Below are 17,283 nucleotides of genomic sequence, written 5' to 3'. Positions count from 1 at the left end.
AGAAAAGACTGAAGACGGAGGAGACCCCCATGCTGCCGCAGAGCAACCCCACCCCCGAGGCGCTTCTTGTTGGCCGCGTCTGGCGCCCCGGCGTCGGCCCGGCTCTGGTCGCCCTGCGCGGCGAGATGCTGGTGGACATCACCAGCAAGGCGCTGTCGACCATGCGCGACCTGCTGGAGTCGGACGACCCCGCCGCGACCCTGCGCGCCGCAACCGGCGAGGAGATCGGCACGCTCGCGGACCTCACCGCAGGCTCGGCCGAAGGCGCGGGGGATGACGTGCTGCACCTGCTGGCCCCCTGCGATCTGCAGGCGGTGAAGGCCTCGGGCGTCACCTTCGCCCAGTCCATGGTCGAACGGGTGATCGAGGAGCAGGCGGCGGGCGATCCCGACGCCGCCGAGGCGATCCGCGCCAAGGTCAAATCCATCATCGGCGACTCGCTCTCGGGCATCGAGCCCGGCTCCGAGAAGGCGATGGAGGTGAAGCGCGTGCTGCAGCAGGAAGGCATGTGGTCGCAATACCTCGAGGTCGGCATCGGCCCCGACGCCGAGGTTTTCACCAAGTCGCAGCCCATGGCAGCGGTGGGCTGGGGCGCGACGGTCGGCCTGCACCCGATCAGCAAGTGGAACAACCCCGAGCCCGAGATCGTTCTAGCGATCAACTCGCGCGGCGACATCCTCGGCGCAACGCTGGGCAATGACGTCAACCTGCGCGACGTCGAGGGCCGCTCGGCGCTGTTGCTCGGCAAGGCCAAGGACAACAACGCCTCCTGTGCCATCGGCCCGTTCATCCGCCTCTTCGACGAGAGCTACACGCTTGATGACGTGCGAAAGGCAGAGCTGACGATGACGGTGAAGGGCGAGGACGGCTTCGTGCTCAATGGCGCGTCGTCGATGAGCCAGATCAGCCGCGACCCGGCCTCGATCGTGGCGCAGACAATCGGGCGGCATCACCAGTATCCCGACGGCTTCTTGCTGTTCCTCGGCACGCTCTTTGCCCCCACCGAGGACCGCGATGCACCCGGTCAGGGGTTTACACATCACGTCGGAGACGTTGTAACGATCTCCGAACCCGCGCTCGGCGCGCTGCAGAACACAGTCCGGCTCTCCACCGAGGCCCCGGAATGGACCTTCGGCACCGGCGCGCTGATGCGTAACCTTGCCCGGAGAAATCTTCTGTGACTGCTTTCCTCGCCCTCGGAGAATGCATGGTGGAACTGTCGCAGGCCGGAGACGGCCTCTACAAGCGCGGCTTTGCCGGCGACACGTTCAACACTGCATGGTATGCCCGCCGCCTGCTCCCGGAGGAGTGGACGGTGAGCTACGGCACCTGCGTGGGCGAGGATGCGGTGAGCAACGAAATGCTCGAGTTCATTTCGGGCGAAGGCGTGGATGTCTCAACAATCCGGCGGATTCCCGACCGCACCGTCGGGCTCTATATGATCTCGCTCGATAACGGCGAGCGCAGTTTCTCCTATTGGCGCGGCCAGTCGGCGGCGAAGCTGATGGCCGATGACCTCGGCTGGCTCGATGGCATCCTCAAGGGCCGCGAGATGATCCACTTCTCGGGCATCACCCTTGCGATCCTGCCGCCGAAGCAGCGCGAGGCCTTCTGCGGCGCGCTGGCGCGCGCGCGCTCGAAGGGGGCGATAGTGTCGTTCGACACCAACCTGCGTCCGCGCCTCTGGGAAAGCCCCGAGGCGATGCGCGCGGGCCTGACCATGGGCGCGCGCACCGCCGACATCGTGCTGCCGAGCTTCGACGAGGAAGAGGAGCTCTTCGGCGACGCCAATCCCTCCGAGACCATCGAGCGCTACCGCAAGGGCGGTGCCGATATGGTGGCAGTGAAACAGGGTGGCGCGGCGCTGCACCTGTGGCAACGCGAGGCCGGGCAGCACGAGATCGCTGCCGAGACGGTGACCAACGTGGTCGACACCACCGCCGCGGGAGACAGCTTTGCCGCCGGGCTGTTGGCCGGTCTGGCGCAGGGCAAGGCGCCGCAGGTGGCTGCCGCGGAGGCCATGCGCCTCGCCGCCAAGGTGATCCAGGCGCGCGGCGCGCTCGTGCCCTCGATCTTCGGCTGATCCCCGGCGCGGGCGGCACGCCGCCTGCCGCCACGGCATCTCGATAAACTGCTGCGGGGGCGGCGGTTTCGTTTGACCTCAACCGGACTTGGGGAATTACGGTCACTCCGACTCGACTGATATTCCCCAAGGACGCCTCGTGACCGTTACATCTTCCAGCCCCCTTCACCGCTTCATCCTCGCCAGCGGCATGACCAACCTCGCCGATGGCGTCGCCGTGGTGGTCTGGGCTTGGCTGGCGACGCTGCTGACCCGTGATCCGCTGCTGGTCACCTTGATGCCGATCACCCTGCGGCTGCCGTGGTTCCTCTTTGCCCTGCCCGCCGGGGTCGTGACCGACCGCACCGACCGGCGGCGGCTGATCCTCGCCATGGACGTGGTCCGCGCCTGCGCCTTTGCACTGGCCGCCCTCACCCTCTGGCACGCCCTGCCGCTCGCGCCGGCCCCCGACACGGGCACCGCGGACCCTGCGCTCTTTACCGCCCTCCTCGGCTGCGCGCTGCTGGTCGGCACCGCAGAGGTGTTCCGCGACAGCGCCGCACAGACCATGTTGCCGGCCATCGTGCCGCACGACCAGCTCGAGCGCGCCAACGGCCGGCTCTGGAGCGTCGAGATGGTCGGCAATGCGCTGCTCGGCCCGGCAGTCGGGGCCTTCCTCATCGCCTCGGTGGTCTGGCTGCCCTTCGCGCTGAACGCGCTGTGCTTCCTGATCGCCGTGGCGCTGATGCGGTCTCTCAAGGGCCAGTTCACACCCCGCCGGACGGGCGGGCGCGACTGGAAGAAGGAGCTCGGCGACGGGCTCGCCTTCCTGCGCGGCTCGGCGCTCTTGCGCCTGCTTGCGGTGATCACCGGCGTCTGGAACCTGCTGCACCAGATGGTGGTCATCGCGCTGGTGCTGCACGTGCAGGAGAACCTCGGCCTCGGCGCCTCAGGCTACGGGTTGATCCTCGCCGCGGGGGCGCTTGGCGGCGTGCTGGGCGGGTTCTGCGCCGAGCGCATCGTGCGCAGGCTCGGCAACGGCCCCTCGGCGCAATGGATGACGCTGGCCTCGTCGCTGGCCTTCGCCGCGCTGCCGCTGGCGCCGAACGGCTGGGCGGTGGCGGCGGTGCTGGCGGCCTTCGAGTTCTGCGGCCTGGTGTGGAACACGGTCTCGGTCTCCTACCGCCAGCGCCACGTGCCCGACGAGATCCTCGGACGGGTCAATGCCACTTATCGGCTCTTCGCCTGGGGGATGATGCCGATCGGGCTGCTGGCCTCCGGCCTTGTGGTCAGCGCCGCCGAGGCGGTGATGCCGCGCGGTCTGGCGCTGCAGATGCCCTTCTACGTGGCGGCCGCGGGGGTGGTCGTGCTGACCGCCTGGTCCTGGAGGCGGCTTGACGCGGGCTTCGCCGGGGTCGCCACAGGCGCCCGCTCGGCCTAATGAAAAGGCCCCCGCCGCAGGCAGGGGCCAAATCTCTTCGATGAGATTTGCAAGCTCCTTCGAAGGACCTTGCGCCTGAGTTCGCCGGGGTCAGTTCACCGGCGTCAGCAGGTCCTTGCCGGCGAGGAAGGCCGCGATGTTGTCGCGCTGGAGCTGGCCCATGGCGGTGCGCGTCTCGCGCGTGGCCGAGGCCTGGTGCGGCTGCAGCACCGCGTTTTCCAGCGCTAGGAAGCGCGCGTCGGGGTTGGGTTCATTGAGGAACACATCGAGGCCCGCCCCGGCGATCTTGCCCTGCTGCAGCGCCTCGATCAGCGCCTCCTCGTCAACCGTTGTCCCGCGCGAGATGTTGATCAGCACGCCGGTCGGACCCAGCGCCTCAAGCACCTCCTTCGTGACGTAGCCCGCCGTTGCCGGGCCGCCGACGAGGGCGATCACCAGGAAATCCACCTCGCGCGCCAGCGCCACGGGATCGGCGTGATAGGTCCAGCCCGGCGTCTCCTTCTCGGAGCGCGCGTGGTAGTGCATCTCCATCTTGAAGGCCGCAAGGCGGTCGGCGATCTCGCGCCCGATCCGGCCCATGCCGAGGATGCCCGCCTTCTGCCCGCTCATCTTGCGCTGCAGCGGATGCGCGCCCTCCTTGCCCCAGGCGCCCGAGCGCACGCGCGCCTCGGCGCCGCGCATGTCGCGGCAGTAATCGAGCAGCATCGCCACGGCGAGGTCGGCCACGTCGTCGTTCAGCACGTCCGGGGTGTTGGTCACCTTGATGCCACGCGCCGAGGCGTCGCCGACGTTGATCGCGTCATAGCCCACGCCGAAGTTGGCGATGAGGCCGAGGTTCGGGAAAGCCTCCATCTGCGCGGCGGCAAAGGGGCTGTGGCCGTAGAAGGCGATGGCCTTCACGCCCTTGCGCGTCTCCTCGTCCAGCGCCTGCGCGGCGTCGAGGCTCTCCACGTGGGTCCAGCCCAGCTCGGCCAGCGGCTCGCGGCTCATCTGGTCGGGCTTGCCGACTGCCAGTACGTCCGTCATCTGTTCAATCCTTCTCGGTTCAAGCCAGCGCCGCGCGCAGGGGGGGCCAGCCAGCCGAGGCCCGCTTTCGTATCCCCGCCGCGCGGCTTGTATTCCGCGCCCACCGGCGCCTCCCAGCCGGCGTCCGCGAAGGAGGCCAGCAGGCGTTCGAAGCAAATCTCGCCGCCATCGGGCTCGCCCCGGTCGGGCACGGCGGCGATCTGCACGTGGCCGATCATCGGCAGGTGCGCGGCGAAGCGTTTCATCAGGTCGCCCTGCATGATCTGCGTGTGATAGCAGTCGAACATGATGCGCAGGTTGTCCCGCCCGAGCGCCTCGACGATCTCGGCGGCATGCTCGACGCGGGACAGGTGGTAGCCCGCCACGTCGCGGTGGTTGATCGGCTCGATCAGCACCCCCATGCCCGCCGCGCCCGCGAGATCGCAGGCCAGCATCAGCGTCTCGCGGTAGGCCGCCTCTGCCTCGGGCCCGCCATCGGTGCGACCCGCCATCACGTGCACGTTGCGCGCGCCGATCGCCGCGCCATAGGCCACCGCTTGCCGGACCGCCGCCGCCGCGTCCTCGCGCCGACCCGGCAGCGCGGCAAGGCCGAAATCGCCCGCTGCCGGGTCGCCCGGCACGGTGTTGAGCCCGAGCATGGTAAAGCCGGTCTCGTCCAGCGCCGCCTTCATCTCGGCGGCGGGCACGTCATAGGGGAAGTGGCATTCCACCGCATCGAACCCATCGCGCTTTGCCGCGCGGATGCGCTCGGGCAGCGGCAGTTCGGTGTAGAGAAAGCCGATATTGGCGGAAAACTTCATGTCTCAGTCCCAGTCCACGTCAAACTTGTCGACCACCTTCTTCACCTGCCCCGAAGTGAGCATGCGCGGCTGGCGGCCATGCAGCAGCAGCGCCAGCTTGGCAGTCTCCTCGAGCTCTTCCATCGCGTAGACGGCGGCCTCGAGGTCCTTGCCCGCCACGACGGGGCCGTGGTTGGCCAGCACCACCGCCGAGCGCTTGCCGGCAAGGCCGCGCACCGCGTCCCCCATCGCCGGGTCACCCGGCACGAAGAAGGGCAGCAGCCGCACCTTGCCGAGCCGCATGACCGCATAGGCGGTGAGCGGCGGCAGCAGGTTCTCGGGGTCGATGTCGGGCATCATCGACCACGCGACGGCATGGCACGAATGCAGGTGCACCACCGCCCCGGTCTTGCCGCGCGTCTCGTAAAAGGCGCTGTGCAGCGGCATCTCCTTGGTCGGGGCGTCGCCGGAGACCAGCACGCCCTTGGCATCGAAGCGCGAGAGCCGCGCCGGATCGAGGCTGCCGAAGCTCGAGCCGGTAGGAGAGACCAGCAGCCCGCCATCCTCGGTGCGGGCCGAGATATTGCCCGAAGCGCCGCCGGTGAGGCCGCGCTGGAACATCGAGGCGGCCATCTCGCAGATCTGCTCGCGCAGCTTGCTCTCGGTCATGCCCCCTGCTCCATCACGCGCGCCGCCTTGGCGAAGAAGTCCTCTGCGCCGAAGTTGCCGGATTTCAGCGCCAGCACCATATCGCCCGCGCGCATGACCGGCACGCCGGGGTCGATCTCGGGGCCGATTTCCAGCGCCTCGGGGGCCAGCGCCTCGACCACCGCGCCCGAGGTCTCGCCCCCGGCACTGATGATCCGCTTGACGCCCTTGGCGGCCAGCGCGGCGGCGGTCTGGGCGAAGAGCCCCTCCAGCGCTGCGGCGACCTTCTCTCGGCCGTGCTTCTGCTGTGCGGCGGCAACGGTGGCAGGCTCCGCCGAGGAATAGATCAGCGGCAACCCGTCCTGCGCCAGCGCCCAGTTGGCGAGGGTCTCGGCTTCGAGCCCGCCAAGCGCCTCTGCGGCGGTGACCTCGCGCTTCGGCCCAGCGTGGGCGGCGACCTGCGCGCGGGTGGCGTTCGAGCAGGAGCCCGAGAGCGCGACGACCTGCCCGCCCTGCCCGGTCCATGCGCCCGCCTTGCCCGAAAGCGCGAAATTGCCCGGCAGGCCAAGCGCGATGCCCGAGCCCCCGGTAAGCAGCTTGGTCCCCTCGAGGGCCTTGCCCCAAGTCAGGAGATCCTCGTCGCGGATCGCATCGGCGATGACGAAACCGCGGCCCGCCTGCGCCTCGGACGTCAATTTCGCACGGATCGCCTCGGCCCCCTGCCAGACGGTGCTGGCGGGCACATGGCCGACACCGCGCGTGACCTGCGCGGCGAGCACGCGACGCAGGTCGGGGTCTTTCATCGGCGTCAGCGGATGGTTCTCCATGCCGCTCTCCGACAGCAGGCGGTCCTGCACGAAGAGGTGGCCCTGGTAGATCGTCCGCCCCGTCGCCGGGAAGGCCGGGCAAAAGATCACGCTCTCGGTCCCCAGAGCCTCGGCCAGCGCCTCGGCCACCGGGCCGATGTTGCCTTCGGCCGTGGAATCGAAGGTCGAGCAATACTTGAAGAGGAACTGCTCGCAGCCCTGCGCCTTCAGCCAGTCCAGCGCTTCGAGCGAGAGCTTCACCGCCTCGGCGGCGGGAATGGAGCGCGATTTCAGCGCCACGACGCCGGCCTCGACATCCGGCGCGGCGTCGGTTTTCGGCACGCCGACGTATTGCACGGTGCGCATGCCTTGCTTGACCAGCGTGTTGCCGAGATCGCTCGAGCCGGTGAAATCGTCGCCGATACAGCCCAGCAGCATCAGGCGTCTCCCGGCAGGGTGAGTCCCGCCGCGCGGGCGTAGACCTTGATCACCGCGGCATCGTCGATCAGCGCGTCGCCCGCCTCGGCGGCGGATTTGAACTGCGCCAGCGCGGCCTCGGTCATCGGCACCGGCAGCTGCGCCTCGCCCGCGATGCCACCGACGATGCCGAGATCCTTGGGCCAGATGTTGACCGCCGAGCGCGGCGTGTAATCGCCGTCCACGACATGGGGGCCGCGGTTCTCGAACATCCAGCTGGTGCCCGCCGAGGCCGAGATCACCTCGACGATGCGCGCCGGGTCGAGCCCCTGGCTGATGCCGAGCGCCATCGCCTCACCCATGGCCGCGATATGCACGCCTGCGAGAAGCTGGTTCACCGCCTTCATCGCGCTGCCCGCGCCGGCCGCGTCGCCGAGCCGGTGCACGGTGGCGGCCATGGCATCCAGCGCGGGCGCGGCGGCCTCGAAGGCCTCCGGCGTGCCCGAGGCCATGATCGAGAGCTGCCCCTGCGCCGCCTTGATCGCCCCGCCGGAGATCGGCGCGTCGAGGTAGTGCAGCCCTTTCGCCGAGGCAAGCTCGGCAAATTCGCGCGCCTGGCTCGGGGCGATGGTGGCGCAGGAGATGATCGCGGCACCCTCCGCCATATGTTCCGCCGCGCCACCCGCTCCGAAAAGCACCTCGCGCGTCTGCGCGGCATTGAGCACCACGCAGACCAGCACCGAGCTTGCGCCCAGCGCCTCGGCGAGGCTGCCCGGCGCGCCGCCCTCGGCCTCGAAGGCCCGGGTCCGCTCGGTGGAAATATCCAGCCCGTGCACCACATGCCCCGCCCGCAGCAGCGACTGCGCCATGCCCATGCCCATCGAGCCGAGCCCGATCACCGTGATCTCTGCCAAAGCGCTCCTCCCGCAAAATGGTATACCAAATCAGGATGGCGTCTGCAGGAGGGAGAGTCAATGCGGGTGGTGGCGGTAACGCCTCCCTCGAAGGGCAGGAGCGAGGGGCCAGCCCCTCGCGCTCCCCGGGATATTTGACCCTAGAAGAAAGGGCGGGACGGACATGAAAAAGCCGCGCAGGCGCCAGGCCGCGCGGCTTCAAGAAGGCTTCCCGGCCGGATCAGGCGCGGTGGGCGCCGTCGGCGAGGGATTTCACGAAGCCCAGCACCTCGGAGATGGGCTTGCCCTCGGCCATGGCGCCGACGATGGCCGAGCCGACGACGCAGCCGTCGGCCACGGAGGCAATGCTCTCGGCGGCGTCCGGGGTGCGGATGCCGAAGCCGACGATGATCGGCAGGTCGGTGCCCGCCTTGATCCGGGCAACCTCGGGGCCGACGTCCGCCGCCTGCGCCGCGGCGGCGCCGGTGATGCCGGTGATCGAGACGTAGTAGACGAAGCCCGAGGTGTTCTGCAGCACTTTGGGCAAGCGCTTGTCGTCGGTGGTCGGCGTGGCGAGGCGGATGAAGTTGAGCCCCGCCTTCTGCGCCGGGATGCAGAGCTCTTCATCCTCTTCGGGGGGCAGGTCGACGATGATCAGCCCGTCGATGCCGGCCTCGCGCGCCTCGATGAGGAACGCGTCCACGCCATGGCTGTAGATCGGGTTGTAATAGCCCATCAGCACGATCGGCGTGGTGTCGTCGCCGCTGCGGAAGTCGCGCACGAGCTGCAGCGTGCGGTTCAGCGTCATGCCGGCCTCGAGCGCGCGCTGGCCGGCGAGCTGGATGGTCTCGCCATCGGCCATCGGGTCGGTAAAGGGCAGGCCCAGCTCGATCACGTCGACGCCCGCGCCCGGAAGGCCACGCACCAGCTCGAGCGAGCGGTCGTAATCGGGGTCCCCGGCCATCACGTAGGCGACGAAGCCCTTCTTGCCCTCGGCTTTCAGGGCGGCGAACTTGGCGTCGATACGGGTCATGGCGGTCCTTCCCTTGGCAGGCGAGTCTCTGGCGGATCTCTGGCGGGCGGCGCGGCGCCTCCCGGAATGTCGCGAAACCAGTGCCGGATACGCCCGGGAAAATCAATGGGGTGAAAATCAATGGCCCCTCTGGACCTTCGCGGCTTTGGCCGGAATGCTGTGCCCGAGAGAGAGAGGGAGGACGACATGCGCATTCTATTCACCGGCGGCAGCGGCAAGGCGGGGCGGCACGTGGTGCGGCATCTTGCCGACCAGGGCCACCGCATCCTGAACGCGGACCTCGCGCCGCTGGGCCACCCGGGGGTGCACGACCTGATCACCGATCTCACCGACCCCGGCCAGGTCTGGGGGGGCGATGAGCTCGCTTGCGGGCTTCGACGAGCTCGACGCCGCCGGATCGTCGAGCTTCGATGCCGTGGTGCATTTCGGCGCCCTCGCCCGCATCCTCATCAAGCCCGACTGCGAGACATATCGGGTCAACACGCTCTCGACCTACAACGTGCTGGAAGCAGCGGCGACGCTGGGCATTCCCAAGGTGGTCTTCGCCAGTTCCGAGACCGCCTATGGCATCTGCTTCGCGCGGGGCGAGCGCAAGCCCGAGTACCTGCCGATCGACGAGGATCACCCGGTGGTTCCCGAGGATGCCTACGCGCTCTCGAAGGTGGCGAGCGAGGTCACCGCGCGCGGCATCCAGCGGCGCACGGGCCAGGACATCTACGGGCTGCGCATCTCCAACGTCTGCGAGATCGAGGATTATCACCGCGACTTTCCCGCCTATGCCGAGGACCCCGCGCCACGGCTGCGCAACATCTTCGGCTATATCGACGTGCGCGACCTGGCGCAGATGGTCAGCCGCTGCCTCGAGGCGGACGGGCTCGGCTTCCAGCTCTTCAACGTGGCCAATGACGACCTGGCGGTGCCGCAGGACAACGAGGTGATCCGCGCGCGCTTCTATGACGGAGTGCCGGTCAAGAGCCAGATGCAGCCGCGTCAGGCCTTCTACAGCAATGCCAAGGCCAAGCGCATGCTCGGGTTTTCGCCGACGCACGACTGGCGCAGCGTGCTCGCGGACGGATCGGCCCACGGGGTTTGACAGGGCGCATGGCGGGGCGCAGGCTGAGAACCCAGGCTGAAACCGTCACACGTCCGAAGTGCCCCGCCATGACCGAGATGCCGAAAGCCCCCGCTCCCGTCGCCGACCCGCAACCGGACCCCGGCAGCGCGCCCGCCCTACCCGCCGAGACCGCGCCCCAACATGCACCGGTACATGTCGCTCATCGACACGGGCCGACGCAGGACGAGATTCGCCGCGCCTTCGAGACCGGCGAATACCCCTACACCAAGAAGATGGCCCGGCGTGGCTACGAGGCGCAAAAGGCCCGGCTGCAGGCCGAGCTGCTGAAGGTGCAGCTCTGGGCACTAGAGACCGGGCAGAAGTTCGTGCTGCTGTTCGAGGGCCGCGACGCCGCCGGCAAGGGCGGCACGATCAAGCGCTTCACCGAGCATCTCAACCCCCGCCATGCCCGCGTCGTGGCGCTCAACAAGCCCAGCGAGCAGGAGCGCGGGCAATGGTATTTCCAGCGTTATGTCGAGCATCTGCCCACCGCCGGCGAGATCGTGCTCTATGACCGCTCGTGGTACAACCGCGCCGGGGTCGAGCGGGTCATGGGCTTCTGCGAGCCCAATGAGTACCTCGAGTTCATGCGCCAGACGCCCGAGCTGGAGCGGATGCTCGTGCGCTCGGGGATCCGGCTCTACAAGTACTGGTTCTCGGTCACCCGCGACGAACAGCGGGTCCGCTTCAAGAGCCGCGAGACCGACCCGCTAAAACAGTGGAAGCTCTCGCCCATCGACAAGGCCAGCCTCGACAAGTGGGACGAGTACACCGAGGCGAAGGAGGCGATGTTCTTCTATACCGACACCGCCGACGCGCCCTGGACCGTGGTCAAATCCGACGACAAGAAACGCGCCCGGCTGGACTGCATGCGGCATTTCCTGTCGACGCTGGACTACCCCGGCAAGGACCATCGCATCGCCACACTGCCCGATCCGCTCATCGTCGGCGGCGCGGGGCATGTCATTCACCGCTCCGAACACATCCTCGGCGCCACACCCGGGCCGAACAGCAGCGCCTGAGCGGCGCTCTCAGAGGCGTTTGCCGAGCCAGTCCTGCAGCGGCTGCAACTGCGTGTAGCAGCTCAGAAGCGTCGCCACCGGGTCGGGCGCCAGCTCGTCGTAGAGGCCATCCAGCCAGAGCACGCAGCCCGGACGGCGCATCAGCTCGGCGCGCGGCCCCGGCGGCACCTCGGTATCCGGGCTGGGCGCCGGATCGATCCGCGCCCCACTGCGCGCGATGATCCGCTCCAGCTCGTCGCCCTCCGGCCCCATCAACGCCGCCTGCCAGGCCAGCATCCGCCGGCCATCGAAACCGAGGATGCCGGCGCCCGCAGTGGCGTAATCCTTCGACAACGCGAAATACCAGGCCCGCCCGTCCGGCAGGGACCAGAGCGCGTGAAGATGGGTGTGAAAGGGTTGCTTGTCGTCGCTGTAGCGCACGTCGCGTTGCGGACGAAACAGTTTCGGCCTCGGCAGATCTCCGCTCAGGATCTCGAGCTCGGGGGTGAGCTGTGCGATCATCAGTTCCGCCGGGCGCTTGACCTCGCTGTCGTAGCGCTGCTTGTTGGCGCTGAACCACGCGCGATCATTGTTTGCCTCGAGTTCGGTCAGAAAACGCCGGGCCTGAGGCGCGAACGCCGTCAGATCAATCAAACTAGCCATAAAAAAAACTTCCCAAGGGAATCATGTCTCAAATATGGCCAGCCTAACATGAGCGCAGGAAAAGGCATGCCCCAAGGCAAAACAAAGCTTAACCTTTGTGCCGAACCTCGGGGAGTCGCTCGGCTTTGCGCGACCTTGGCCGGGATTTGCATTGCCGCTCCGGCGCTCGCACACCCTCATGTGTTCGCCAATGTCGGCTTGGCGCTGGACCTCGATGCCGAACGCCGGATCACCTCGGTCGAGGTCACCTGGCGCTACGATGATTTCTTTTCGCTGCTGATCCTCGAGGACATGGGGCTCGATCCCGATGGCGACGGCGCGCTGACCGCCGCCGAGCTGACCGCGCTGGAGCGCTTCGATCTCGACAATTGGTACGAGGGCTTCGAAGGGGATCTCTACATGTATTCGGGCGGCCGGAAGCTTGAGCTTGGCACGCCCGAATTCGTCTCCGTCGCGATCGACGAGGGGCGCATCACCTCGGTGCACCGCCGTAGCGTGCCCCCTGCCCCCGCCGAGGGGCTGGTGATCGAGCCCTATGATCCGACCTATTACATCGCCTTCGAGGCCAGCCTGCCGATCACCCTGCCCGCCCCCTGCAGCGCCACGGTGCGCAAGCCCGACCTCGACGCGGCGGCGCAGAAGATGCAGGCCGAGCTGGCACAGATCCCCGAGGACCAGTTCCTCGAAATCGAACCCGGCCGGAATTTTGCCGACCGCATCGAGGTGACATGCGACGGCTCCTGACCGCCGCTGCGCTGGTGGTTCTGGGGCTTGCCATATGGCTCTGGGGCTTCGGCGGCGCGGACCGGGTCACCCTGCTGGCGATGGAAGGCCAGCGCGAGGCGCAGAACGCCATGGCTAGGGGCCTGCGGGCGCTGCGCGCGGGTGAGCCGGGCGCGCTCCTGGCGCTGATGACGGTCTGCTTCGGCTACGGTTTCTTCCACGCCGCGGGGCCGGGCCATGGCAAGCTGCTGATCGGCGGTTACGGGCTCGGCCGGCGGGTGGCCCTCTGGCGGCTCTCGGCGCTGGCGGTGGCCTCGAGCCTCGCGCAGGCGGGCGCGGCGGTGCTGCTGGTCTACGCCGGGGTCGGCCTTCTGGGCTGGGGCCGCGAGCGGATGACCACGGCAGCCGAAGAGTGGTTCGCCCCGGCCAGCCACGCCGCGATCGCCGCGATCGGAGTTTGGCTGCTGCTGCGCGGCGCGCGCAGGCTCTGGACGGCGCGCGAGCCGCATCCGCGTCACGACCATGACCATGACCATGACCATGACCATGACCATGACCACGATGGCCTCTGCCCGAGCTGCGGCCATGCCCATGGCCCGAGCCTCGAGCAGGCGCGAAAGGTCCACTCGCTGCGCGACGCGCTGCTGCTGATCGGGGCCATTGCCCTGCGCCCCTGCACCGGAGCGCTCTTCCTGCTGATCCTGACCTGGCGCATGGGCATCGCCGGTGCCGGCATCCTCGGCGCCTTTGCCATGGGCCTCGGCACCGCCAGCGTGACGCTGGTGGTCGCCCTCGCCTCGGTCACCCTGCGCGAAGGCGCGCTGAGCCGGCTCGCCACGGGGCCCGGCACCCTCCGTGCGCTGGCTCTGCTCGAGGCCGCGGCGGGCGCTTTGGTCACACTCCTGGCAGGGCAATTGCTGCTCCGCTCACTCTGAGGTTGCGCGAAGCCCCGCTGCCTCCTAAAGCCAAAATATGTCGCAAGTGCTCCCCTATTCCGCCCACATTCGCGCCGTTCTGGCGATGGGGCTGCCGCTGATCGGCGGCCATCTGGCGCAGCTGTCCATCGGGCTCACCGACACGGTGATGATGGGCCGCTACGGGGTGCCAGAGCTTGCGGCGCTCAGCCTGTCGATGACGGTCTTCTCGGTGCTCTTCCTCTTCGGCTCGGGCTTTGCCTTCGCGGTCATGCCGATGGTGGCGCAATACGCCGCGCGCGGCGACGAAATGCACGTGCGCCGCACCGCGCGCATGGCGCTCTGGCTTTCGACCGGCTTCTTCCTGCTGGCGCTGCCGCTCTTCTGGTTCGCCAAGCCGCTGCTGCTGCTGCTCGGCCAGACCGAGCTCGTCGCCGCCAACGCCCAGACCTACCTGCGCATCGCCGGTGTCGGGCTGCTGCCGGCGCTCGGTGTCATGGTCTTCAAGAGCTACCTCGCCGCGCTCGAGCACACCCGCGCCGTGCTCTGGATCACCGTCATCGCCGCGCTGGTGAACGGCCTCGCGAATTACGCGCTGATCTTCGGCAACTGGGGCGCGCCCGAACTCGGTATCACCGGGGCCGCCATCGCCTCGCTCTGCGCCCACAGCGCGGCCTTGGCGGGCGTCATCGTCTACGCGCGGCTACGCCTGCCCGAGCATCAAATCTGGTTCCATTTCTGGCGCCCCGACATGGAAATGCTGCGCGAGGTCTTCAGCCTTGGCTGGCCGATCGGGCTGACCACGCTCGCTGAGGTCGCACTCTTTGCCGCGACCGCGGTGATGGTCGGCTGGCTCGGCACGGTGCCGCTTGCGGCGCATGGCATCGCCATGCAGCTCTCGGGCGCGATTTTCATGATGCACCTCGGCCTGTCGAATGTCGCCACGGTGCGCGCCGGCCAGGCCATGGGGCGCAGCGATCTGTCCTTCCTCACCCGCGGCACGGTGGCAGCGCAGACGCTGTCGCTGGGCATTGTCGTGGTGACAGTCGTTCTCTTTCTCGGCATCCCCGAGCAGCTGATCAGCCTCTTCCTCTCGGCGGAGGATCCGCACCGCGCAGAGATCCTGCGCCTCGGCACGCTGCTTCTGGCCATGGCCGCGGTCTTCCAGCTGGTCGACTCGATCCAGGTGATCGTGCTCGGCGTGCTGCGCGGGATGAAGGACACCCGCGCGCCGATGCTGATCGCCGCCATCTCCTACTGGCTGGTCGGCATGCCTGTGGCCTATGTGCTCGGCTTCCCGCTCGGCTTCGGCGCCGGCGGCGTGTGGATGGGGCTGAGCCTCGGCCTCGGACTGGCCTCGGTGCTGCTCTACTGGCGCTTCTGGCACCGCCAGGTGCCGCATCTGTCCGGGCTCGCGCTTGCAAGGGGCGCGGACGGCGACTAGAAGCGGCGCGATCATACGCCAAGCCCGAGCCAAGGAGCACGACATGGGATTTCGCATGGGGATCGTGGGTCTGCCCAACGTGGGCAAATCGACCCTGTTCAACGCCCTGACCAAGACCGCCGCCGCACAGGCGGCCAACTTCCCCTTCTGCACGATCGAGCCCAACGTCGGTGACGTGGCCGTGCCCGACCCGCGGCTCGACACGCTGGCCGAGATCGCCGGCTCGAAGCAGATCATCCCCACCCGGATGACCTTCGTCGACATTGCCGGCCTGGTGAAGGGCGCGTCGAAGGGCGAGGGCCTCGGCAACCAGTTCCTCGCCAACATCCGCGAGACCGACGCCATCGCCCATGTGCTGCGCTGCTTCGAGGATGACGACGTCACCCACGTCGACGGCCGCGTCGACCCGGTCTCGGACGCCGAGACCATCGAGACCGAGCTGATCATCGCCGACATGGAAAGCTTGGAGAAGCGCCTGCAGAACATCGTGCGCAAGGTGCGCGGCGGTGACAAGGAGGCGGTCCAGCAGGAACGCCTGATGAAGGACGCCATGGCGATGCTCGAGCAGGGCAAGCCGGCACGCCTTGTCGAGGTCGATGCCGAGGATATGAAGCAGTGGCGCATGCTGCAGCTGCTGACCTCCAAGCCGGTGCTCTACGTCTGCAACGTAGACGAGTCCGAGGCTGCCACCGGCAACGCGCTGTCGCAGAAGGTCGCCGAGATGGCCGCCGCGCAGGGCAACAGCCACGTGGTGATCTCCGCCAAGATCGAGGAAGAGATCAGCCAGCTCGACGCCGAGGAAGCCGAGATGTTCCTGTCGGAGCTGGGCCTCGAGGAAGCCGGTCTCGACCGCCTCATCCGCGCCGGTTACGAGCTGCTGCACCTCGAGACCTATTTCACCGTCGGCCCCAAGGAGGCGCGCGCCTGGACCATCAAGCAGGGCACCGCGGCGCCGCAGGCCGCCGGGGTGATCCACGGCGATTTCGAGCGTGGCTTCATCCGCGCCGAGACCATCGCCTATGACGATTACATCGCCAACAAGGGCGAACAGGGCGCCAAGGAAGCGGGCAAGATGCGCGCCGAGGGCAAGACCTATGTGGTCAAGGACGGTGACGTCCTGCATTTCCTGTTCAACACCTGATCCGACCATCAGGCTGAAAGACAGACGCGCGGCGCTCCGAAAGGGCGCCGCGTTTTTCTTTGCCGAGGCCGCCCCCAAGGAAAAAGGCGCCGCCCGACCGGGCCGCGCCTCTCGCTTTCTTCTAGGTCCAAGTATCCCGGGGGAGTCGCGCGCAGCGCGGCGGGGGCAGAGCCCCCTTCTCCCGCCGGAGGATCAGGCCGCCGCCGCGGTCCCCGCCTCGAGCCCCGCCGCCTCGTCACAGCCGAGCATGATGTTGAGGTTCTGCACCGCGGCACCCGAGGCGCCCTTGCCGAGGTTGTCGAGCACAGCCATCAGCGTCACAGCCCCCGTCGCCGGGTTGCCGTGCACCGAGAGCTCCAGCGCGTTGGTGCCGTTCAGCCGCTGCGGCATGACCCGCGGCTCGTGAACCGAGGCATCGACCACCGACACGAAGCGTTCGCCGGCGTAGGCGGTCTTCAGCGCAGCCTCCGCTGCGGCGACGCCGTCCGCGCCCATGCCCGGCAGCTGCACCGCCACCGCCATACCCTGCGCATAGGCCCCCACCGAGGGAACGAAGACCGGCACCGCGCTCAGCAGCCCGTGCTTGACGATCTCCGGCAGGTGCTTGTGGCCCTGCGAGGCGCCGTAGAGGAACGAGCCGTCCACTTCGCCGTTCTCGTACTCGGCGATCATGCCCTTGCCGCCGCCAGTGTAGCCCGAGACGCCCGAGATCGCCGGGGCCGAGGCCGGGTCGATCAGCCCCGCGCCGACCAGCGGGCGGATGAGCGCGATAGCGCAGGTCGACCAGCAGCCGGGATTCGACACGTATTGGGCACTGGCGATCGCGTCGCGCTGCCCCTCGGCCATCTCGGCAAAGCCGAAGACCCAGCCCTCGGCGACGCGATGCGCGGTCGAAGCATCGATGATCTTCGTGCCATGCGGCGCGGCCAGTGCCACGGTCTCGCGGGCGGCATCGTCGGGCAGGCAGAGAATGGCCACATCGGCCTCGGCCAGCGCCTCGGAGCGCGCGCCGGCATCCTTGCGTCGGGCCGGGTCCACCTGAACGAGCGTGATGTCCGCGCGCTGCTCGAGCCGCTCGCGGATCTGCAGACCGGTCGTGCCAGCCTCGCCGTCGATGAACACCTTGTGGGCCATGGCCTCTCTCCTTGGGTAGATCTGGCGCCCCTATAGCAGAGACG

Annotated in this window: 16 protein-coding genes and 1 pseudogene; 9 read left to right on the top strand and 8 right to left on the bottom strand. The window is 68.4% G+C overall.

The features are described 5' to 3' along the window. Positions 1 to 29 precede the first annotated feature (29 nt). From CLG85_RS11735 to CLG85_RS11725, 3 genes are all read left to right on the top strand, one after another. Positions 30 to 1,181, top strand: a complete 1,152-nt coding sequence (locus CLG85_RS11735; RefSeq protein ID WP_095883377.1) for a fumarylacetoacetate hydrolase family protein — start codon at positions 30 to 32, stop codon at positions 1,179 to 1,181. Then, the gene (locus CLG85_RS11730) at positions 1,178 to 2,083 is read left to right on the top strand and encodes a sugar kinase (protein ID WP_260348922.1); all 906 of its coding nucleotides are present in this window, start codon (positions 1,178 to 1,180) and stop codon (positions 2,081 to 2,083) included. The genes CLG85_RS11735 and CLG85_RS11730 overlap by 4 nt, the downstream gene beginning before the upstream one ends. Positions 2,084 to 2,222: 139 nt before the next feature. Continuing rightward, the gene (locus tag CLG85_RS11725) at positions 2,223 to 3,503 is read left to right on the top strand and encodes an MFS transporter (RefSeq protein WP_260348921.1); all 1,281 of its coding nucleotides are present in this window, start codon (positions 2,223 to 2,225) and stop codon (positions 3,501 to 3,503) included. Between the two features lie 90 nt (positions 3,504 to 3,593). On the opposite strand, the gene CLG85_RS11720 is transcribed toward CLG85_RS11725, so the two are convergent. The 6 genes from CLG85_RS11720 to trpA form a co-directional block, all read right to left on the bottom strand. Continuing rightward, positions 3,594 to 4,529, bottom strand: coding sequence for a 2-hydroxyacid dehydrogenase (locus CLG85_RS11720; protein ID WP_095884497.1), 936 nt, complete (start codon positions 4,527 to 4,529; stop codon positions 3,594 to 3,596). Next, positions 4,526 to 5,329, bottom strand: a complete 804-nt coding sequence (locus CLG85_RS11715; RefSeq protein ID WP_260348920.1) for a hydroxypyruvate isomerase family protein — start codon at positions 5,327 to 5,329, stop codon at positions 4,526 to 4,528. The genes CLG85_RS11720 and CLG85_RS11715 overlap by 4 nt, the downstream gene beginning before the upstream one ends. A gap of 3 nt (positions 5,330 to 5,332) precedes the next feature. Then, complete coding sequence (gene otnC, locus CLG85_RS11710) at positions 5,333 to 5,977, bottom strand: 3-oxo-tetronate 4-phosphate decarboxylase (protein WP_260348919.1); 645 nt, start codon at positions 5,975 to 5,977, stop codon at positions 5,333 to 5,335. Further along, positions 5,974 to 7,200 carry a 3-oxo-tetronate kinase gene (gene otnK / locus CLG85_RS11705; RefSeq protein ID WP_095884519.1) on the bottom strand — a complete coding sequence of 409 codons (1,227 nt, stop codon included), beginning with the start codon at positions 7,198 to 7,200 and terminating at the stop codon, positions 5,974 to 5,976. Before otnK ends, otnC begins: the two co-directional genes overlap by 4 nt. Further along, positions 7,200 to 8,093 (bottom strand): L-threonate dehydrogenase, encoded by an 894-nt coding sequence (ltnD, locus tag CLG85_RS11700; protein WP_260348918.1) that lies wholly within the window; start codon positions 8,091 to 8,093, stop codon positions 7,200 to 7,202. Before ltnD ends, otnK begins: the two co-directional genes overlap by 1 nt. A gap of 220 nt (positions 8,094 to 8,313) precedes the next feature. Next, the gene (gene trpA, locus CLG85_RS11695) at positions 8,314 to 9,105 is read right to left on the bottom strand and encodes a tryptophan synthase subunit alpha (protein WP_224847266.1); all 792 of its coding nucleotides are present in this window, start codon (positions 9,103 to 9,105) and stop codon (positions 8,314 to 8,316) included. A gap of 186 nt (positions 9,106 to 9,291) precedes the next feature. Here trpA and CLG85_RS11690 point away from each other — a divergent pair. Together CLG85_RS11690 and ppk2 are read left to right on the top strand one after the other, a co-directional pair. Beyond that, positions 9,292 to 10,198 (top strand): annotated as a pseudogene (locus tag CLG85_RS11690) (NAD-dependent epimerase/dehydratase family protein). Between the two features lie 68 nt (positions 10,199 to 10,266). Further along, positions 10,267 to 11,241, top strand: a complete 975-nt coding sequence (gene ppk2 / locus CLG85_RS11685; protein ID WP_095884153.1) for a polyphosphate kinase 2 — start codon at positions 10,267 to 10,269, stop codon at positions 11,239 to 11,241. A gap of 9 nt (positions 11,242 to 11,250) precedes the next feature. Here the strand turns inward: ppk2 and CLG85_RS11680 are convergent, their stop codons facing one another. After that, positions 11,251 to 11,883 (bottom strand): DUF2461 family protein, encoded by a 633-nt coding sequence (locus CLG85_RS11680; protein ID WP_095884154.1) that lies wholly within the window; start codon positions 11,881 to 11,883, stop codon positions 11,251 to 11,253. Between the two features lie 180 nt (positions 11,884 to 12,063). Between CLG85_RS11680 and CLG85_RS11675 the strand changes: the two genes are divergently transcribed. Genes CLG85_RS11675 through ychF form a run of 4 tightly spaced genes read left to right on the top strand, consistent with a single transcriptional unit; the run spans position 12,064 to position 16,105 of the window. Then, the gene (locus tag CLG85_RS11675) at positions 12,064 to 12,627 is read left to right on the top strand and encodes a DUF1007 family protein (RefSeq protein WP_235865505.1); all 564 of its coding nucleotides are present in this window, start codon (positions 12,064 to 12,066) and stop codon (positions 12,625 to 12,627) included. Next, a complete protein-coding gene (locus CLG85_RS11670) occupies positions 12,612 to 13,541 on the top strand; it encodes a nickel/cobalt transporter (protein ID WP_260348917.1) in 930 nt (309 codons plus the stop codon). Before CLG85_RS11675 ends, CLG85_RS11670 begins: the two co-directional genes overlap by 16 nt. A gap of 37 nt (positions 13,542 to 13,578) precedes the next feature. Next, positions 13,579 to 14,964 carry an MATE family efflux transporter gene (locus CLG85_RS11665; RefSeq protein WP_224847273.1) on the top strand — a complete coding sequence of 462 codons (1,386 nt, stop codon included), beginning with the start codon at positions 13,579 to 13,581 and terminating at the stop codon, positions 14,962 to 14,964. Between the two features lie 43 nt (positions 14,965 to 15,007). Then, positions 15,008 to 16,105 (top strand): redox-regulated ATPase YchF, encoded by a 1,098-nt coding sequence (gene ychF, locus CLG85_RS11660; RefSeq protein WP_095881152.1) that lies wholly within the window; start codon positions 15,008 to 15,010, stop codon positions 16,103 to 16,105. 192 nt (positions 16,106 to 16,297) lie between these two features. Here ychF and argC read toward each other — a convergent pair whose 3' ends face one another. Next, complete coding sequence (gene argC, locus CLG85_RS11655; protein ID WP_095881153.1) at positions 16,298 to 17,239, bottom strand: N-acetyl-gamma-glutamyl-phosphate reductase; 942 nt, start codon at positions 17,237 to 17,239, stop codon at positions 16,298 to 16,300. Positions 17,240 to 17,283: the final 44 nt, after the last annotated feature.

The organism is Alloyangia mangrovi (assembly GCF_002300555.2).
Taxonomy (GTDB): Bacteria; Pseudomonadota; Alphaproteobacteria; order Rhodobacterales; family Rhodobacteraceae; genus Salipiger; species Salipiger mangrovi.
Note: the sequence above shows the minus strand (reverse complement) of the source record. Positions and strands in the feature narration are given on the sequence as shown.